The following is a 19872-nucleotide window of genomic DNA, read 5'->3' as shown; positions in this document are numbered from 1 at the left end:
GGGCATGGCCGCTCCGACACCCGGACCGAAAGTTTCGGAATCCGGGCGCTACCCCGGCTCAGCCGAGGGCGGTGTGTTGCGGCGGAAACCGCAGTTCGAGCTCGACGGACTGCACCTCGTCCCGGCTCACCGTGATCGGCTCGGGCCGTCCCGTCCAGTAGCCCTGGGCGAAGTCGACGCCGCAGCCCTTCAGGTGCTCGACGGTCTCCTCGTCCTGCACGTACTCGGCCGCGACGCGGATGCCGAGCGTCTGGCACAACTCCACCAGCTTCGACACCACGACCTGGTCCGCCGGCGACCGGCAGAGGTCGACGATGAACGTACCGTCGATCTTGACGAGGTCCACCGGGAGGTACTTCAGGTGCGCGAGAGCGCCGTACCCGGTGCCGAAGTCGTCGAGCGCGAGATGGCAGCCGACCGCTCTGATCCCCCGGGCGAAGGCCAGGGCCTCGTTCCGGTTCTCGATGAGCGCGGTCTCGGTGATCTCGAACGTCAGGTGCTCCGGCTTGACCCCGTGCCGAGCGATCGCCTCGGTCACGAAGGGAAGCAGTCCCGGGTCGGCGAGCGACTTCCCCGAGATGTTGACCTGGTAGTGGGAGGTCTGCGCGCCCCGGCCGATGAACTCCAGGGCGTGGTCGACCACCCACTTGTCCACCATGAGGATCTCGCCGACGCGCTCGGCCATGTCGAGGAAGGCCACCGGCGCGACCGGCTCCCCGGTGTCGCTGCGCACCCGCAGGAGGATCTCGTGGCGGGTGACCTGGTTGAGGCTGAGGTCGACGATGGGCTGGGCGTAGAGGGCGAACCTGCTGGCCGCGACCGCGTGCCGGATGCGGGAGCGGCAGCGCGCCGTCCGCTCACCGTCCGCGACCGGCTGGTCGAGGACGATGACCGAGGCGGCGTCACGGCGCGCGTCCCGGGCCGCGTGCTCGCCGTCGACAAGCAGGTCGAAGCCGGTGGCGAGCACGCCGCTGCCGAAGCGCACCACGCCCGCCGAGGTGTTGAGCCGCAGGGTGTTCTGCCGGACGCTGAACAGGTGGTTCCGGAAGGCGGCCACGATCCGGGCCGCCAGGCTCTCGGCGGCCTCCGCGCGCCCGTCGGCCGGCGGCAGGAGCACCCCCCACAGGCCGGAGCCGACCAGTCCTGCGGTCACCTCGTCCCCGACGACCGTGCGCAGGAGCCGGGCGACCGCCGCCGTCAACCGGTCGCGGTCGGTGTCGGTGAGCGCGTCCGGCAGCCGGGTCGCGGGCTCCGTCGCCACCACGACCAGGGCTCCGCCGGTGGTACGGCGGGCCCGGTCGACCTCGTCGATGACGTACCCGCGGTTCGGCAGCCTGGTGAGGGCGTCCAGCGCGGCCAGGTCGACGCCGAGCATCTGGTTGCGGATGGCGAGCCGGCGGCGCTCCTGCCGGGCGAGTTCGAGCGCGGTGACGTCCTCTCCGGTCGCGACGATGCCCGACGGCTCGCCCTCGCAGGTGGTGATCTCCAACTGGCAGCGCACGTGGCGGATGCTGCCGCCGGGCTGGACCACCCGGAAGCCGACCTCAGCCGGCCGGCACCGCGCCCACGCCGTCCGGACGGTCCTGCGGACCCGCTCGGCGTCGACCGGATGGACCAGCCCGAACAGCGTCTCGGGCGTGAGGCGCAGCGTCCCCGGCGCATGCCCGAAGATCATTGCCATCTCGTCCGACCAGAGGAGCCGGTCGAGGCCGTCCCGCCCGCCGGCCACCCAGGTGATGGTGCCCAGCTTCGCCAACTTGGCGGCGCGCGCGACCCTGGTCGCCTCGTCGACGTCCCAGGTCAGCGGGTCGACGAGGGCGGTGTCGACAATGATCTTGTAGCCCTCGGCGAGCGAGAGGTCGTACCGGCTCTGGGCCGCACGCGCGACGCGGCGCGCGCGGGCGAGTTCCAGCGGGCTCGGCCTGGTCCGGGCCAGCGCCAGGATGTCATCGAGATCCACGGCTTGCTCCCTGCCGCCGGTGGCCGTCCGGGCCGAGGTAGCCGGCTTCCTCGGCCAGCTCGCGCAGCCCTCGCCTCGCGGCGACCTTGTAGGAGCGCACGCTGTTCTCGGTCAGCCCGAGGACGCGGGCGATCTCCTGGTTGGAGAAGCCCTCCTGCGCCATCTGGAACACCTCGGCGTGCCGCGGCGGGAGCTGGTGCAACCAGCCCCGCAGCATTTCCTGCGCCTCCCACACGTCGGCGATGTTCGAGTGCGGCGCCGTCGGCAGGTCCTCCGGCGCCATCGCGGCCTCCCGCTGGTGCCGGTGGTGGTCCTTCCAGATCTTGTGCCGCGCGGTGACGATGATCCAGCCGATCGGCCGGTCGTGCACGCGCAGCTTGGACCACTGGACGCGCCCGTGCAGGTACGCCTCGTTGAGCGCGTCCTCGACCACCTCGCGGTCCCGGCACGCCGACCGGAGGATCCGCTCCACCTCGTGGTAGGAGGACTCGGTGAACTCGGCGAACTCCTGGTCGTGCGCGGCCTTCAGGCGCGCGGCCTCCGCCTCGCGCGTCGCCTCGCAGTCGGCCTGCTCCGGTGTCAGGGCGGCGGTGCCCTCGAACTCGATCACGCCGCCTCCTTCGCGGCCTCGGAGTTCGGCAGGCCACGGCCGCCCAGCTCCACCTCGCGGTGCCCGTCGCGGTCGCGCTCCACGATCCGCACCACGTCGTGGTCGGCCTCCGCGAGCCTGGTCAGCCACGTGACCCGGGCTGTGGTACGTGTCGTCACCTCCCGTTCCTCCTGTAACCGTGCCCGGTACGCGACGCAGGTGCGCACCAGGCCGGCCACCACCCCCGCGACGGTGACGGCCACGGCCATCACCTGGAATCCGGTGAGCGGTTCCGCCAGCGCTTCGTTCATCGTTCCCCTGCCCCTCTCGGTCGACAATTACTATCCGTGGCGGGCAGCGGATGTAGACGCCTCAACGTCCACAATGTTTCAGAAGATCAATGATCAAGCCTTTTGCCTGGCGATACGGCACAAAGTAGTGGGGACGGGACGCTGCGCGAAGAGGGCGTGACAATCCCATCAGGGCAATTTGCACACCGCCCGATATCACTCTCAGCGACCAGCCCCCCACTCAGGGCCGGGCCGTGCCGCGCGCCCGCTCCAGCACCTCCTCGACGGTGAGCGGGCTGCGGGGATGATGGGTCAGCGAGAGCGGCGTCCGGATCTTGCGTGGTGCCGCGCCCTCGGCGGCGAGATAGAACTCGCCCACCGTCAGCCGGGAGATGTCCGGCACGTCCCCGCCCTTGGCGCGGGCCATCTCGCGCGCCGCCTCGATCTGGATCGGGCTGTTCATCAGGCCGTACAACTGCGTCGCCGCGTTGCCCGGGATGCGGTTGTGCAGCCCCTTCGGCGCCTGCGTGGCGAAGACCAGCCCCAGCCCGTACTTGCGCGCCTGGGCGGCCAGCGCCAGCGTGCTCTGGGTGCAGGCCGTCATCGCCCCCGACGGGGCGAACGTCTGCGCCTCGTCCATGACGAGCAGCCCCAGCAGCGGCCGGTCGCCGGCCGGGTTCCTCTTGATCCAGGCGAACAGCGCCATCTGGAGCTGGTTGACGAAGCTCTGGCGCACGTCGTCGGAGGGCAGGCCCACGAGGCTGACCACCGACACCCGGGCCCGCTTGCCGGGCGCGGGCGTGAGCAGCACGCCGGGATCCATCGGGGTGCCCTCGCCCCCGAACAGCGGATCGTTGACCATGGCAGCCGTCAGGTTCTGCGCCAGGCTGAGGCCGATCTTGTCGGCGTCGTCGAGGTCGATGATCCCGTCCGGCAGGTCCGCCAGCGTGTCGACGAGGCCCTTCAGCCGGGAACCGCCGCGCCGGCCGTAGTGCTCGACGGCCTTGCGCAGCACCGCCAACCCCAGGTGCGCCCTGGTCGCCCGGCCGGTGACCATGGCGCGGGGCGCGAGCGCCGCGACGGCCGCCTCGACGGCCTCGGCGAACTCGTCCGGGTCGTCGCGCACGCCGGTGAAGTCGGGCAGCGGCTGGAAGCTCAGCGGGCGGCCCGAGTTGCGGCGCGGCGTCCAGACCACCACGTCCGTGTGCGCCAGATAGTCCTTCGCCCGGTCCGCGTCGCCCGGACGCCAGCCCGCGGGCGGCTCGGGCCACTCCTCCCCGAGGCGGGCGAGGTCGTTGTTCGGGTCGAGCACGATGGCGGAGACGCCGGCGAGGGCGCACTCCTCGACGATGCGGCGGATGAGCACGGTCTTGCCCGAGCCCGAGCCCGCGAAGATCGTGGTGTGCTTCCGGAGCGCCTCCAGGGCCAGCGGCACGGGCGCGCCGTCGTCGTACCCGTACCCGACGACGAACTCCGGCTCGGCCGCGACGGTGGCCGCCGGGGCCGGCGCGGCCAGGGCCGGGGTGGCCACAGCCGGGGTGACCGGGGCCGGCGCGGTGGGGGCCGGCGCGGTGAGGGTCGGGGTGGCCGGGCGGGCGGCGGCACTCGGCGGCGGTGTGGCGTCCGTCGTCCAGCGGTCGACGTCGGCCAGCGCGTGCTGGAGGAACTTCAGGTCGCGGGTCGGGCGACGGTCGACCAGCCAGCCCTGGAAGTCCATCGTGGCCTCGGCGAGCATCACCCGCAGCGCCGAGAGGATCCGCAGGTCCTCCTCGTCGACGCCGATGGTCTGCCCGCCCGCCGCGGTGAACGCGGAGACCGCCTTCTGGGTGGCGGCGCTGGTCGACCAGCCGCGGTTGCGCAGCAGGAACAGCGTGCGCTTGGCCGAGCCGGTGTCGAGGGCGGACGCCACACTCGCCTTGCGCAGCCGGGCCAGCGCCGCGTTGCCGTGGTGGTCGTCGCTGATCGCCCGGAAACACCAGTGCACCTGGTCCTCGGTGCGCTCGTCGAGCGTCAGGCGCAGCCGGGCGTGCAGCGGCGGATCGGTGCTCGGGGGCGGGTCGACGCTGAACGCCTCACCCGCGTCGCCGCGTTCCAGGATCCAGGCGGTGAGCCCGGCGGCGAGCAGCGGCGGCATCGCCTCGTCCTCCGCCGCCCGCCCGAGCGGGGCGGCGACGTCGGCGGCGTCCCGCAGCTCGGCGAAGCGGGCGTCGTAGCGGTCCAGTTCCTCGGCGGTGGCGGTGACCGGGGCGGCGGGCCGGGACGTCCGGGGCTCCGCGGCGGCCGGCTCGCCCAGCGTGGTCATCTCCCGCACCTCGTCGGCGGCGAGGCAGCCACGGATGTGCCGGTCGATCTCGATCAGCAACTGGCGCGGGGTGAAGGCCCCGGCCTCGGAGAAGGCGCGCGGGGACACCGGCCACGAGGGGTACGGCGGCGCGTACCCGACCTCGCCGTAGCGGACGGTGAACCGCTTCTCGATGATCGCCCGGGCGAGATCGGCGTCGTCGATCCGGCGCAGGACCGAGGTCTCCCGGAACCGGTCGGCGACGGTGTCGGCGGCGGTGGACCGGATGATCGTCCACGAGTTCGGGATGCAGGCGAGGACGGTCAGCGTGCGCCGCGTCGCCTGCCGCAGCGACATCAGGCCGTCCGCCATCCGGGCCAGCATGAGCGACTGGTCCGGGCTCATCGCGGCGGCGCCCACCACGGCGGGGTCGCTCTGGATCGCCAACTGGGCGATCAGCGTGTCGACCTGGTCGATCGCCACGACCGACGGGCCGGTGAGCGCCAGCAGCCAGGACAGGTCCTGCACGATCTGCTGGGCCGGTCGGGGGGCGCGGCGCATCCCCCAGGCCGCGCGTTCGCCGGCCACCACCTCCTCGCCCGAAAGGAAGTAGTTCTCCGCCAGGTCGCGGTGGGAGATGTCCTCCGAGGCGGCCAGCGCGAGGGCGCGGGCGGTCTCCTGGCAGGTCCGGGCCGCATGCCGGTCGTAGTCGCCGAGCCCGGTCAGGAAGGCGTCGAGCGCCGGACGGGTCAGCTCGGTGTCGCCCATCACGGCCCGGCGTGCCGTCCGGGGCGCGCCCACCAGCGCCGACAGCCGCCGCAGCAGCAGCTTGAGCTGCGTCTCGGTGCTGCCGGGCACCGGCCGGGCCAGGCCGTCCAGCAGGGCGGCGAGGACGTTGTCCCAGAAGCTGCCCGCGTCGAGCAGGCCGACCAGGAAGAAGTAGCCGCCCGCCTCCTGCACCCGCTGGCGGACCACGCCCAGCAGGTGGGTCTTGCCGGACCCCCGCTGCCCCTGCACGACGAGGCCGAGCGGGCTGCCGTGCGGGTTCGCCGCGGCCTCGTCCACGCCGGCGAGCACCTCCCTGACGACCGGGACGTGCAGGCCCTCGACGTGGAAGGGCAGCGGACGCCACACGTCGTCGGGGACCGGCGCCCAGTCGAACCGCAGGGCCGCCAGCGCGGTCCGCTCCGCCTCGTCCATCACACGCCGATCGCCAACAGGTGGTTGTCCTGCCCGCCGAGGCGCAACGCGGCGGCGATGTCCGCTTCGGTGAGCGTCCTCTGGTTGGACTCCGGCGCGATGGCGACGCCCTCGGTCCGGCTGAGCCGGCGCAGCGCCTCGTCCAGGTCCTCGCGCGGCACGTCGGCGAAGAACGGGCGGAGGCGGCGCAGGCTCACCCAGGCCCCCGGCGCGTCGGCGAGCGCCCGGTACGCGCTGACCACGCGCGCCGTCAGCGCACCGGCCGCATCGGCGGCGGCCGTGGGCGCCGACGCGCGTACGTCGGTCACGGCGAACAGCTCGGCCAGCGTGGCGCAGCCGCTGCGCGCCAGAACCCGGTCGCGCAGGTTGGCCTGGAGGGCGGTCAACGCGGCACCGAGCGCCGACGCGCCGCGCAGCGCGAAGTCGAGGTCGCTCTGCATCCGCACCCAGCCCTTGTCGTCGAGCTGGAGGGCGTACGTCGATCCGCTCTTACGGCTCGCGACGTAGTGCAGGCGGGTGAGCTTGTCGCGCTGCGGCTTGCGTACGTCGAGGTTATAGCGCTCGCGAAGCTCGGTGTTCAGCACCTCGCGCGCCTCGGCCATGAGCACGACGAGGATCGCGCTCTCGGATGCCGTCAGGTCATCGCCGGCCATGCTGCCGTCCTTCCGCCATGTCCCGCCGACGCTCCCGCAGATACGTGCCGATCTGCCGGACCACGGCACCGACGTCGTGGGTTACCCGGGCGTTGGTGAAGCGCAGGACGGCGTAACCATCCAGTTGCAACTGGACGTCGCGCTGCCGGTCGGCCTCGAAGTGGACCGGACGGCAGTGCTCCGGCCCGTCGATCTCCACCACGCACCGTTCGTCGGGCCACACTAGATCCAGCCGGATCGGCATGGCCAGATCGTGCGACCGGTAGCTCTGGTTCCACCGCCGCCCGACGGCCCAACTCTCGGCGGCGAGCGCCGCCTCCAGCCTCTTCTCGGCCTCGCTCGCCGGATGCGGCCGGCCCACCACCGCCCCCGCGTCGGACGACAGTCCGCCCGGCGCGGGTGGCACGTCGCGCGCTGTGCGTGGCGGCGCGGGCGACGCAGGTGGCACGCCGCGCGCCATGCGTGGCGGCGCGAGCGACGCGGCGCGCGGCACGGGCGGCAGCGCGACCGAGAACTCCGGGACCGCCTCCAGCCCGGCCGCACCGGCACCGAGCAGCCAGGTGACCGGCCCGCCGTGCTGCACCAGCCAGGCCGCCCCCGCCGCGGAAACCGCGCCCGTGCCGGCGGCCGGCTCGACGAGCAGCACCACCCGACGCCGGCCGAACGCCCCCGCGACGAGGCGCGCCAGCGCCGCCGCCCGGGTGCGCAACGGCAACTGCGCGCCGGACGGACGCCGGGCCGTCACCGCGAAGACGGCCAGGTCCGGCAGGAAGGAGCCGGGATAGCGGTCGCGGCGGGACCGCGCCGCAGCGGCGGCCCGGACCGCCGCCAGCCCGGACGTGTCCGGGCGTACGCCGTCCGCGGCCTCGGGCAGCCAGGCGGGCAGCAACTCGACGGCGACCTGTTCGAGCCGGTCCAACGCGGCGTACACGAAGTCCACCGGCAGCGCGATCCGGGCGGCCGGGCGGTGCACCACGGCGGCCAGCTCAGCGTGGTCCCGCGCGATCAGCATGGCCAGCGCGTCGGTGTCCGCGTCGGGCAACGCGACGACCCGGTCGGAGGGAACGTCGGGGAGGCTCCGGTTAACCAGCAGGGTCCGGCCCTCCCCAGCATCGACGCACGTCCCGAACAGAGTACGAACGCACCTCGGGTGACGCCACACCGTTGCGGGCCCGCTACGTAGGGCGTCAGGGGACGGAGGGCTCTCCCACCAGCGGCGGGACGCCCGGGCGACGGCGGAGAGTCGGCTTTCGGACCGTGGGTTGCGGACGCCCCAGGGAACAGGGGCGACCCCTGTCGAGGGATGCCGACTTCCCGGTGCTCCTGGCCTACGCGAGCACCATACGAAGGTGCTCCCGGATCGCATGGTGGGCAACGGTGAGCTCCAGCCCGAGACGCTCGGCGCACTCGCGCTCAAGTCGTTCGAACAGGTTGACGGTCGCCCACAGGGCGCGGGCGACATCGGCCGCATCGTAGCTGGCATAAGCGCTGCGGAGGCCGTGGAGGGCGTGCCGGTCGGCCCACCGTTCAAGAAACCGTCCGCCATGCCACGTGTCCACCTGCGGATGCGACGCCCGGGCATGCCACGCGAGCAGCTTGACCAGCAGAGTCTTCAGGTAGCAGTCGCAGCATTCCTTGGCGGTCCAGATCTCGCCCCGTCGCAGCTTCTTGGCGGTCCACAGCGCGTGATACCAGAAGTCGTGGGTCAGGTGCCCGAATGCAGCGGCATCGGGCGGGGTCGGCGGCACCGGGGCGCCGACACCCGGCAGCTTCCGCTCTAGGTCGACCTTGTCGGCCAGCACCCGGAACCCTCGGCGCAACACTGCGGCGGCCTCGGGATCCGCACCGATCTGCTCCGCCGCGCCTGACGGCAGCAGCGCGAAGTCGACGTCCTGCCCGGTGTCAAAGAGCACTCGCCGCTCGATGAACCCCCCGACCGCAGTGGATTCGGTGAAGGTCAGCAACGGCCGACCGAACGTTGCCAGCCAGCTACCGTCGGTCGCGTAGGTCGTCGGATCGTCGACCACGAGGACGACGTCGATGTCGGACCACTGATCCGCTGGAACGCACGTGCGGGCGTGAGATCCGACCACCAGCACGGCATGGATGTCGTGCCGCTGTTGAGCCCACAGTTGGATGGCGGCCAGCAAGCTCTCGACGTTGTCCACCACGGCAGCGTTCACGGTCGCAGCCAGCATGGGCAATCGATCGCCCGACAGCGCCGGCCGGAGGCACTCACGACGTGCGCCGCCTCGACGTCGGAGGCGCGAGAATAGACGATGGTTCGGGACGCAGGAGGTGAGCTGTGACGTCGAGTAGCGCTGAGCAGGTGCCCGAGTGGCCGACTGCTGAGCACGTGCCGGCTGAGGAGCTGGCGCGTCGCCAGGGAATTCGGCCAGTCGCCTCCGTCGACGACCTGGCGCGGCCCGGCCTGTTCGAGTCGGACGAGGAGTTGGATGACTTCCTCGCCGACCTTTACGCCTCCCGGCGGGCTGGCGTCGCGTGAGCTTGGTCGTCCTGGACACCGACGTAGCGTCGGCAATCCTCGGGGGCGGCTGCCTGACCGTCTCCGTACTCGCCTGGCCGGTAAGACCCTCTGCATCACCTTCGTGACGCTCGGGGAGCTGACCAAGTGGACCGCGCTGCGGAACTGGGGAGCCACGCAAGCTGGCTGAGATTGCGGCGTGCTGCCTGGTCGACCGGCTGCCGTTGGCGACGTTCAACGGCAAGGACTACGCCGACTTCGCCGAGTACGACGGCCTTCGCCTCTTCGACGTCTCCTAGCTCCCAGCAACGCGGACGACCGCCTACTCCTGTCGGACGGGCCGGTGCGGCCATGGATCACCGGGGTCGCCTCCACCTGGCCCGGAACGGAACCGGGAAAGGGACGACCCCCGTCGGGGGGAGACGGGGGTCGTCGGGAGGTTCGGCTCCGGGGGGGTTGAGCCGAACCGGCTCGGCGGTCACGGGGGGTGCGATCGCCGAGGGCCTGCTGTCGTACGACAACGCGAATGTGCGTCGCAAGACCAAGCATGCCTGAGCAAACCGGTATACGTCGAGTGGTGTCGCCTCCACTCCCTGCGAAATCATGGCCGGAGAGTGTGACCGCCGTCACTGATGGCAGGGGGTGGAGGAGGTTGCCGTAGGGGCCGGGCCGGAGTCCGTACCCCAGGCACCCGCCGACCATAGACCATCCGGATAGACTTTCGCGCCGTGGGCCGAAGTGCCGCTTTTTTCGATCTGGACAAGACCGTCATCGCCAAGTCGAGCGCCTTGGCGTTTGGTCGGCCGTTCTACCGGGATGGGCTGATCACCCGGCGGGACGTGGTGAAGTCGGCGTACGCGCAGCTGATGTTCCGGCTGGGCGGCACCGACGAGCAGACCATGGCCAAGACCCGGGACTACCTGGCCGCGCTGTGCAAGGGCTGGCAGGTGGAGCAGGTCCGCCAGATCGTCGCGGAGACACTGCACGAGCTGATCAACCCCTACGTGTACGCCGAGGCGGCGGCCCTCATCGAGGAGCACCAGGCCGCCGGGCGGGACGTCGTGCTGGTCTCCGCCTCCGGGGAGGAGATGGTCCGGCCGATCGGCGAGCTGCTCGGGGTGACCGACGTGATCGCCACCCGGATGGCGGTGGCGGACGGCCGGTACAGCGGCGAGGTGGAGTTCTACGCGGCCGGTCCGAGCAAGGTCGAGGCGGTCAGCGAGCTGGCCCGGCTGCGCGGCTACGACCTGGCCGACTCGTACGCGTACTCCGATTCGATGAGCGACCGGCCGCTGCTGGAGTGCGTGGGGCACCCGTCGGTGGTCAACCCGGATCGGGCGCTGCGCAGGCTGGCCACCGAGAACGCCTGGCCGGTGCTGGAGTTCCGGCACCCGATCCCGCTGGGCCGCCGGCTGCGGGAGCGCCCGGCGGTGCCGGTCGCCGCGGCGGCGCTGGGCGTCGGCGTCGGGGTGGCGATCGGCATCGCCTGGTACGGCCGGCACCGCCGCACGCGCACCACCCCCGTGGCCTGACGGGCGGCCCGCGACCGGTCAGGGCGGCCCGGCCAGGCCAGCCGGGTCAGCCAGCCGGTTCAGGCGGCGGCGAGGATCTCGTCGCCGACGGCGGTGAGCTGGTCGGCGCCGAGTTCGACGGCGGCCATGTAGTGCCGCAGCCAGGAGCGCAGCCCGTCGGGGGTGCCGGTGGCGAACGCCCCGGCCGCGCCGACGTACTCGGGTTCGCGCTCGCGGTGGCCGACGTCGACGCCGACGAGCCCGCGGGGGTCGAAACCGGTGGACATCAGGACGAGCCGGGCGGCTCCCCGGGCCACCAGGCCGGACGGCCCGGCGAACGGGCGCAGGTTGAGCAGCTCGCCGTGCACGACGGCGGCGAGCACGAGCGGGGGCACGGCGGTGCCGCCGGCGACGAGCCCGGCCAGGCCGTCGAGCCGGGCGGCGACCACCGGGTCGGCCACCGGCCGCCCCAGCTCGTTTTCGGGTACGACGTCCCGCGCGGCGAGCACGTGCAGCCGGGCGAGGACCTGCCGGGGCGAGGTCGGCCAGCGCTCGGTCAGGCCGAGCAGCGCCCCGGCGACCCGCAGCGCGCCCTGGCTCACCGGGTCGGTGACCGTGCCGGCCCGGACGGACTCGCGGTCGTGGGCGTACCCCTCCAGGGCGGCGCTGGCCACGGCGGAGCGGAGGCTGACCTCGGCCGCGACCTGGCCGCCGTGCCGGCGCAGCGCGCGGTGCCGCATCGCCTGGTCGACCCGGTCGCGGGCCCGCTCGGCGGCGGGGGCGACGTCGGCGAGCGCGAGCAGGGGCGCGAGCGGATCAGCGGTCACGCTGCCACGCTAGCCACCTGCGGGAACGGGCGGTAAGAAGGGGACCCTTCTCTACCGTATGCGTTAACAGGGGGCCCTTCCTTGCAGCTCGGCGCGTGGCGGGGGCCGCTCGGCGCGCGTGGGTTCGGGGAGCTGTCGCGGCCTCCGGCCGCCCCGGCTAACCTCTGCGGGGGTAGGAGACGCAGGTCACGCGAGCGACGAGGGAGTCACGGCATGAGCGAGGCACTGGCCAACTTGCTGAACGAGACGCGGCAGTTCCCGCCGCCGGCCGCACTCGCCGCCAACGCCAACGTGACCGCCGACGCGTACGCCGAGGCCGCCGCCGACCGGCTGGCGTTCTGGGAGCGGCAGGCCGGGCGGCTGGCCTGGGCGCAGCAGTGGGAGCAGGTGCTCGACTGGTCGAACCCGCCGTTCGCGAGGTGGTTCGTCGGCGGCCGGCTGAACGTGGCGTACAACTGCCTCGACCGGCACGTGGAGGCGGGCAACGGCGACCGGGTGGCGATCCACTGGGAGGGCGAGCCGGGCGACACCCGCACCATCACGTACGCCGACCTGCACCGGATGACCTGCCAGGCGGCGAACGCCCTGACCGACCTGGGCGTGGTGGCCGGCGACCGGGTGGCGATCTACCTGCCGATGGTGCCGGAGGCGGCGGTGGCGATGCTGGCGTGCGCCCGCATCGGCGCGACGCACAGCGTGGTCTTCGGCGGCTTCTCCGCCGACTCGCTGAGCAACCGCATCTCCGACGCCACGGCCAAGGTGGTGATCACCGCCGACGGTGGGTACCGCCGGGGCAAGCCGTCGGCGCTGAAGCCGACCGTGGACGAGGCGGTGGCGAAGTGCCCGTCGGTGGAGCACGTGCTGGTGGTCCGCCGCACCGGTGAGGAGGTCGCCTGGTCGGAGCGGGACCACTGGTGGCACGAGACGGTGGAGACCGCGTCGGCGGAGCACGCCGCGCAGCCGTTCGACGCCGAGCACCCGCTGTTCATCCTCTACACCTCGGGCACGACGGCCCGGCCGAAGGGCATCCTGCACACCACGGGCGGCTACCTGACGCAGGCGGCGTACACGGCGCACGCGGTGTTCGACCTGAAGCCGGAGACGGACGTCTACTGGTGCACCGCCGACATCGGCTGGGTGACGGGGCACTCCTACATCGTGTACGGGCCGCTGGCCAACGGCGTCACCCAGGTCATGTACGAGGGCACGCCGGACACCCCGCACAAGGGCCGGTTCTGGGAGATCGTCGACAAGTACAAGGTGAGCATCCTCTACACCGCCCCGACGTTGATCCGCACGATGATGAAGTGGGGCGAGGACATCCCCGCCGGGCACGACCTGTCCTCGCTGCGGCTGCTGGGCAGCGTCGGCGAGCCGATCAACCCCGAGGCGTGGATGTGGTACAGGCAGCACGTGGGCCGGGGTGAGCTGCCGATCGTGGACACCTGGTGGCAGACCGAGACGGGGGCGATCATGATCTCGCCGCTGCCCGGGGTCACCGAGACCAAGCCGGGTTCGGCGATGACCCCGCTGCCGGGCGTCGTGGCGGACGTGGTGGACGACCAGGGCAAGTCGGTGCCGAACGGCGGCGGCGGTTACCTGGTGCTGCGCGAGCCGTGGCCGTCGATGCTGCGCACGATCTGGGGCGACGACAGCCGGTTCGTCGAGACGTACTGGTCGCGGTTCGAGGGCATGTACTTCGCCGGGGACGGGGCGAAGAAGGACGACGACGGGCACATCTGGCTGCTGGGCCGGGTGGACGACGTGATGCTGGTGTCGGGCCACAACATCTCCACCACGGAGGTGGAGTCGGCGCTGGTGTCGCACCCGTCGGTGGCGGAGGCGGCGGTGGTGGGGGCGACCGACCCGACCACGGGGCAGGCGATCGTGGCGTTCGCGATCCCGCGCGGCTCGGTCGACACGGCCGGCGAGGCGGGCGAGCAGTTGATCTCCGACCTGCGCAACCACGTGGCGCGGACGCTCGGCCCGATCGCCAAGCCGCGGCAGATCATGCTGGTGCCGGAGCTGCCGAAGACCCGCTCCGGCAAGATCATGCGCCGGCTGCTGCGGGACGTCGCGGAGAACCGGTCGCTGGGCGACGTGACCACCCTCCAGGACTCCTCGGTGATGGAGCTGATCTCCTCGGGGATGGGCGGCGGCAAGTCCGACGAGGACTGACGGCAGGCGTACCCCTTCGGAGGGTGGCGGGCCCCGCGCGGGCCGCCACCCTCCGCGTCTGCGCGGTCGCGCAAACGGTGCGTGACCGGAAAATCTCGGTCGGTCGGCTGAGGGGCACCGGCTGAACGGACACAGGGGACGCCACCCCCTGTCGGAAGGGTTGTTTCTCCTTATAGGTTCAGCCGCATCGGTCGGTTCGACGGACGTCTCTGCCGTGCGCGCCGGCCGGCTCCACGCCCATGCCCGAGAAACGGAGCGGCATGCACATGATTCCGCAACGACGGTCGCGCCGACGCCTACTCGTCGCGCTGCCCGCCATCGCCCTCGCGGCCACGTCACTGACCGTGACGGGGACCGCGTCGGCCGAGACGTCCGGCCCGGCTCCTGCCACGATCGGGGCGGACGAGCACTACATCAACTACGCCGAGCCCGAGGTGCAGCCGGACACCGCAGGCAAGGAGGTCAAGGGCGCCGACGGCGTGTACACCACGCCGGCGGACGAGGCACGGGCCTACGACCGCAAGTACGCCGCGGGCAACCCGACGACCGCCAAGCAGCTGGCGAAGCTGGAGGCCCAGTCGATCCGCTCCGGCAAGAGCCCCCGGTGGATCAAGAAGGCCCCGACCACCCAGAAGGCGAAGCTGCTCACCCTGCTGGTGGAGTTCAACGACCAGGCCAACGACGACTTCACCGGCACGATGGTGCCGAAGACGGTCTTCGAGGACCGGACGTGCGTCCCCGGCACGGTGCAGAACGGGCCGAAGCACAACAACATCCCTAACCCGGCGAGCCTGCCGCACAAGGACAACAACTCGATGTGGGTGCCGGACTTCTCGCCGGCCCACTACAACAAGATGCTCTACACGAAGACGGGCATCACCGAGCGGGTCCGCAAGGACCTGAAGGGCCCGGACGGCAAGAACGGCATCAGCCTCGCCGGCCGGACCATGCACAACATGTACCTGGAGATGTCCAAGGGCGCGTACACGGTGGACGGGCAGGCCAGCCCGTGGATCACCGTGCCGCACTCGGAGGGCTGGTACGCGGCGTCGCGCTGCTTCCAGGACGAGAACGGCAACTGGGTCGCCGGGCGTGAGCAGGCGATGAACGGCCACCCGGACAACCCGGCCGGGGCGGGCCGGCTGGCCACGGACGCGATCGACGCGCTGGCCGCCATGGACCCGAACTTCCCGTGGGCCGACTACGACATCGAGGACCAGAGCGACCGCGACGGCGACGGCAACCTCTTCGAGCCCGACGGGGTGATCGACCACCTGGTGCTGGTGCACGCCGGCCAGGGCAAGTCCCGCGGCGGCGGCGCCGAGGGCACGTACGCGGTGTGGGCGCACTCCTCGACCGTTCCGGGCGGCTACACCATCCCCGGCACGCAGCTCAAGGTGTCGAACTACATCGTGCAGCCGGAGGACGCCGGCGTCGGCGTGTTCGCCCACGAGTACGGGCACGACCTGGGCCTGCCGGACCTCTACGACACGTCCGGCAACGCCGACTCCGACGTGGACTTCTGGGACCTGATGGCCTCCGGGTCGCACAGCGGCGAGATCTTCCAGGCGCTGCCCACCCACATGGGCATCTGGGACAAGTGGGTGCTCGGCTGGGCCGACCCGGTGACGGTCGCCCCCGGTTCTTCGCCGCGCACCATCAAGCTCGGGCAGACCTCCCGCACGCCGGTCGGCACGGCCGACGGCATCAAGGTGGACCTGCCGGACAAGGTGATCACCCTGGCCACCCCGCACAGCGGGTCGAAGATGTGGCACAGCGGGGCCGACCAGAACTGGGCGGACGTCAAGCTGAGCCGCTCGGTGAGCGTGCCCTCGGCCGCCGACGCCAAGTTCTGGATGTGGAACAACTACATCATCGAGGAGGACTGGGACTACGGCTTCGTCGAGCTCTCCACCGACGGCGGGGCCACCTGGTCCGAGCAGAAGGTCTACGACGCGAACGGCGCCGTGGTCACCACGCCGGACAACTACGCCGACCCGAACGGCCGGATGGCCGACTTCGGCGGCAAGAAGTACGGCCTGACCGGCTCCTCCGGCGGCTGGCGGCACGACTACGTCGACCTGTCGGCGTACGCGGGGCAGACCGTGCAGCTGCGGCTGCGGCAGGCCACCGACGAGGCGTTCGTGGAGCGCGGCTGGTTCGCCGACGACTTCTCGGTCACCGGCGGCGGCGCCACCACCTGGAGCGACGACGTCGAGGGCGGCGCGAACGGCTGGACCGCCACGGGCGGCAGCTTCACCGACACCACCGGCGCGGGTTGGAAGACCAACTCGGGCACCGAGGTCCGGGCGCACTACTACCTGGCCGAGTGGCGTAACTTCGACGGCTTCGACGAGGGCCTGAAGTACGCGTACGACACGGTGTACTCGCACGAGGCGTGGAAGGTCGACCGGATCTCCTACAACGCCCCGGGCATGCTGGTCTGGTACCGCGACACCGCGCTGGGCGACGTCAACCACGTCACCGGCCAGCTGACCGCCCTGCCGAGCTACGGCGCCAAGGGCGGCCTGCTGATCGTCGACTCGCACTTCGACCCGCTGCGGCGGCAGGGCACGGCGGCCGAGAAGGACCCGTCGGTGCTGGACAACCTGCCCAGCCGGCCCCAGTCGTCGAACGCGGCGTTCGGCCTGAAGAAGACGTACTCCTTCAAGGAGTGCCTGGAGGCGGCGGACGAGCCGTACAGCGAGTACTGCACGAACTTCCCGGCGCAGCCGGCGGTGCCGCAGTTCACCGACTCCAAGGGCTGGTACCCGGGCATCGAGATCCGGGACGGCTCGCCGTACGCGCGGGACAGCGACGCCTCCGTGGTGCTGCCGTCGCGCGGCAACGCGCAGTACACGACCCGGGTGGTCAACCCGGACGGCACCCCGGCGCCCTCGTTCTACGGGGTCACCCTGGGTGGCGGGGCGATCGTCCTGGGCACCGGCAACCCCGGTGACGCGGGCGTCGCCTACGGTGTCTCGCTGACGGTCAAGAAGGCCACGGGGAACAACTCCGTCGCCACGGTGAAGGTGACCGCGGCGACCCCGTGACGACGGGCCGCAACTGATCGGAAGATCAACGAAGGGGCCGGTGGCGTCGCCGCCACCGGCCCCTTCCGCATATGTCGGACCACACCCATCGAAATTCGTCGCTGCAATTCATGGTCGGGCGTCCGCGCTGCTCAGCGGGCCGGCGAAGGCGATCGGTGTGACGGTGAAAAGCGTTCCCAACAAAAGTTTGCAACAAATCGACGTACGCATCTTCCCACCCGTCCCGGGAGACTCTATGTTCACCATTGGTCCCACAGTCGGGACGACTCACCGGCTCCTACCCCCGTTGGGCCGGTTCCCTCACACCGGAGGTACCACGTGCGGAAAGTCGCAGTGGGTCTGCTCGGGCTTTCGTTGACGGCGACGGGCCTGGTGGTTGCCACCACCGCCAACGCGGCGCCGACCGCGAAGGTCCCGACGGCCGCCCCGTCGGCCGCCGAGAAGGCCCCAGCGGATCACGATCTGCCGGACAAGCTCGAGGACAAGCGCCGCGCGCTCCGCCAGGAGGGCCTCAGCGAGGTCCTCTCCGGCCGGGCCAAGGCCCAGAAGATCAACGGCAGCACCGTCGTCAAGGTCGGCAAGACCGCCGGCGGCGCGGCCTCCGCGGCCGGCGCGCGCAGCGCCAAGAAGGGCCAGAAGGACCAGTACGTCGAGCTGTCCCGGGAGCGCACCGACAAGATCTTCGTCATCCTCGCCGAGTTCGGCGACGAGCGGGACCCCGCCTACCCGGACAAGGACATCAACCCGGACATCGCCGGGCCGACCACCTTCGACGGGCCGCTGCACAACGAGATCCCCCAGCCCAACCGGTCGGTGGACAACTCGACCGTGTGGCAGGCCGACTACAGCGCGGACTACTTCCGCAAGCTGTACTTCGGCACCGGGCAGGGCGACGAGTCGCTCAAGCAGTACTACGAGGCCCAGTCGTCCGGGCGCTACAGCGTCGACGGCATGGTCACCGACTGGGTGAAGGTCAAGTACAACGCGGCCCGCTACGGCCGCTCCGACGACCCGATCGCGGACGACGACACCGACAACCCGGCCAACGACCCGGCGGTCTGCGCGGACAACATCTGCCAGAACACCTGGGACCTGGTCCGCGACGCCGCCAACCAGTGGGTCGCCGACCAGAAGGCCAAGGGCCGCACCGACGCCCAGATCAAGGCCGACATGCAGTCCTACGACCAGTGGGACCGGTTCGACTACGACGGCGACGGCGACTTCAACGAGCCGGACGGCTACATCGACCACTTCCAAATCGTCCACTCCGGCGGCGACCAGGCCGACGGCGACCCGCACCAGGGTGAGGACGCCATCTGGAGCCACCGCTGGTCGGCGTACAACACGTCGCGCACCGGCCCGGCGAATTTCCCGATCGGCGGCACCCAGATCGGCAACACCGGCGTCTGGATCCGCGACTACACCATCCAGCCGGAGAACGGCGGCCGGAGCGTCTTCTACCACGAGTACGCTCACGACCTGGGCCTGCCGGACGACTACAACAACCTCAACGGCGGCGACAACAACAACGAGCACTGGACCCTGATGGCCCAGAGCCGGCTCTCCGCCAAGAACGACGCCGGCATCGGCGAGCGCGGCGGCGACCTCGGCGCCTGGAACAAGCTCCAGCTCGGCTGGCTCGACTACGAGGTGGTCAAGGCCGGCCAGAAGAAGACCCTGGAGCTCGGCCCGCAGGAATACAACACGGCCAAGCCGCAGGCCGCCGTGGTGGTCCTGCCGCAGCGGGAATACACCTTCGACTACGGCGCGCCGTTCGAGGGCAGCAAGCAGTTCTTCTCCGGCAACGACGACGACCTGGACAACACCCTGACCAGGACGATCGACCTGACCGGGAAGACGTCGGCGGCGCTGTCGCTCAAGGGCCGGTTCGACATCGAGTCCGGCTACGACTACCTCTTCTTCGAGGCGTCGACCGACGGCGGCACCACCTGGAACGCGCTGCCCGGCACCGTGAACGGCAAGGCGATCCCGCCGGTGTCCAGCACCGACCCGACGCCGGGCCTCAGCGGCAGCAGCAACGGCGCGTGGACCGACATCAACATCCCGCTCAACGCCCTGACCGGCAAGAGCATCCAGTTCCGCTTCCACTACATCACCGACGGTGGCGTGGCCGAGGGCGGCTTCTTCGGTGACAACATCACCGTCACCGCCGACGGCCAGACGCTGGCCAGCGACGGCGCCGAGAGCGGCACCGGCGACTGGGCGGCCAAGGGCTGGAGCATCGTCGAGGCGTCCTACACCCGGCTCTTCGACAACTACTACATCGCCGGCCACCGGTCGTACGTCTCGTACGACCAGTACCTCAAGACCGGCCCGTACTACTTCGGCTACGGCAACACCCGCCCGGACTACGTGGACCACTACGCGTACCAGGAGGGCCTGCTGATCTCGTACTGGAACCTCCGGTTCGCGGACAACGACACGTTCGAGCACCCGGGCGAGGGTCGCAACATGATCATCGACTCGCGTCCGCAGCCGATCTACAACCTGACCGGCAACCCGTGGCGGGCCCGGGTCCAGGTGTACGACGCGCCGTTCAGCACGAAGAAGGCGGACTCGTTCACGCTGCACATCAACGGGCAGGCCCAGTACATCCGGGGTCAGGCCGCGCAGCCGCTGTTCGACGACACCAAGCAGTACTGGTTCCCGGAGCTGCCGAACCACGGCGTCAAGGTCCCGGCCACCGGCACCAAGATCAAGGTGCTGGAGCAGAACGGCACCTCGATCAAGGTCCGCTTCTCCTGATCCACAGATCGGCATGAGCTGATCGACCGTTCCACCGCGATGCCCGGGCGGGCCACCTGCCCGGGCATCGCCCTTTCCG

At 71.3% G+C, this 19872-nt stretch carries 13 protein-coding genes; 5 read left to right on the top strand and 8 right to left on the bottom strand.

The window, feature by feature from the left end:
• Positions 1 to 58: 58 nt before the first annotated feature.
• The 7 genes from ACFYWL_RS09590 to ACFYWL_RS09560 all read right to left on the bottom strand — a co-directional run bounded on the left by ACFYWL_RS09590 (position 59) and on the right by ACFYWL_RS09560 (position 9171).
• Entirely contained in the window at positions 59 to 1960 is a 1902-nt protein-coding gene (locus ACFYWL_RS09590; RefSeq protein ID WP_386969688.1) for an EAL domain-containing protein, read from the bottom strand.
• Positions 1947 to 2570, bottom strand: a complete 624-nt coding sequence (locus ACFYWL_RS09585) for an RNA polymerase sigma factor (RefSeq protein ID WP_386969685.1) — start codon at positions 2568 to 2570, stop codon at positions 1947 to 1949. The genes ACFYWL_RS09590 and ACFYWL_RS09585 overlap by 14 nt, the downstream gene beginning before the upstream one ends.
• On the bottom strand, positions 2567 to 2860 hold the full coding sequence (locus ACFYWL_RS09580; protein ID WP_386969682.1) for a hypothetical protein: 294 nt from the start codon (positions 2858 to 2860) through the stop codon (positions 2567 to 2569). The genes ACFYWL_RS09585 and ACFYWL_RS09580 overlap by 4 nt, the downstream gene beginning before the upstream one ends.
• A gap of 220 nt (positions 2861 to 3080) precedes the next feature.
• Positions 3081 to 6320 (bottom strand): ATP-binding protein, encoded by a 3240-nt coding sequence (locus ACFYWL_RS09575; RefSeq protein ID WP_386969794.1) that lies wholly within the window; start codon positions 6318 to 6320, stop codon positions 3081 to 3083.
• Complete coding sequence (locus tag ACFYWL_RS09570) at positions 6320 to 6973, bottom strand: hypothetical protein (RefSeq protein WP_386969680.1); 654 nt, start codon at positions 6971 to 6973, stop codon at positions 6320 to 6322. Before ACFYWL_RS09570 ends, ACFYWL_RS09575 begins: the two co-directional genes overlap by 1 nt.
• A complete protein-coding gene (locus ACFYWL_RS09565; RefSeq protein WP_386969677.1) occupies positions 6960 to 8015 on the bottom strand; it encodes a DUF559 domain-containing protein in 1056 nt (351 codons plus the stop codon). The genes ACFYWL_RS09570 and ACFYWL_RS09565 overlap by 14 nt, the downstream gene beginning before the upstream one ends.
• Positions 8016 to 8301: 286 nt before the next feature.
• Positions 8302 to 9171 carry an aminoglycoside 6-adenylyltransferase gene (locus ACFYWL_RS09560; RefSeq protein WP_386969675.1) on the bottom strand — a complete coding sequence of 290 codons (870 nt, stop codon included), beginning with the start codon at positions 9169 to 9171 and terminating at the stop codon, positions 8302 to 8304.
• A 107-nt stretch (positions 9172 to 9278) separates the two neighbouring features.
• Between ACFYWL_RS09560 and ACFYWL_RS09555 the strand changes: the two genes are divergently transcribed.
• Both ACFYWL_RS09555 and ACFYWL_RS09550 read left to right on the top strand, forming a co-directional pair.
• Positions 9279 to 9479 (top strand): hypothetical protein, encoded by a 201-nt coding sequence (locus tag ACFYWL_RS09555; RefSeq protein WP_386969672.1) that lies wholly within the window; start codon positions 9279 to 9281, stop codon positions 9477 to 9479.
• A gap of 707 nt (positions 9480 to 10186) precedes the next feature.
• Positions 10187 to 10990 carry an HAD family phosphatase gene (locus ACFYWL_RS09550; protein WP_043961455.1) on the top strand — a complete coding sequence of 268 codons (804 nt, stop codon included), beginning with the start codon at positions 10187 to 10189 and terminating at the stop codon, positions 10988 to 10990.
• A gap of 59 nt (positions 10991 to 11049) precedes the next feature.
• Here ACFYWL_RS09550 and ACFYWL_RS09545 read toward each other — a convergent pair whose 3' ends face one another.
• Positions 11050 to 11796: an oxidoreductase gene (locus ACFYWL_RS09545; protein ID WP_386969669.1), complete on the bottom strand. Its 747-nt coding sequence runs from the start codon at positions 11794 to 11796 to the stop codon at positions 11050 to 11052.
• 213 nt (positions 11797 to 12009) lie between these two features.
• Here ACFYWL_RS09545 and acs point away from each other — a divergent pair, with 213 nt between their 5' ends.
• The 3 genes from acs to ACFYWL_RS09530 all read left to right on the top strand — a co-directional run bounded on the left by acs (position 12010) and on the right by ACFYWL_RS09530 (position 19793).
• Positions 12010 to 13974, top strand: coding sequence for an acetate--CoA ligase (acs, locus tag ACFYWL_RS09540; RefSeq protein WP_386969668.1), 1965 nt, complete (start codon positions 12010 to 12012; stop codon positions 13972 to 13974).
• Between the two features lie 260 nt (positions 13975 to 14234).
• Positions 14235 to 17027, top strand: a complete 2793-nt coding sequence (locus ACFYWL_RS09535; RefSeq protein WP_386969665.1) for an immune inhibitor A domain-containing protein — start codon at positions 14235 to 14237, stop codon at positions 17025 to 17027.
• Between the two features lie 333 nt (positions 17028 to 17360).
• A complete protein-coding gene (locus ACFYWL_RS09530; protein WP_386969791.1) occupies positions 17361 to 19793 on the top strand; it encodes an immune inhibitor A domain-containing protein in 2433 nt (810 codons plus the stop codon).
• Positions 19794 to 19872 lie beyond the last annotated feature (79 nt).

This window comes from Micromonospora sp. NPDC002575 (assembly GCF_042889525.1).
In the GTDB taxonomy this organism is placed as follows: Bacteria; Actinomycetota; Actinomycetes; order Mycobacteriales; family Micromonosporaceae; genus Micromonospora; species Micromonospora carbonacea.
This window is presented reverse-complemented; position numbering and strand designations above follow the sequence as displayed.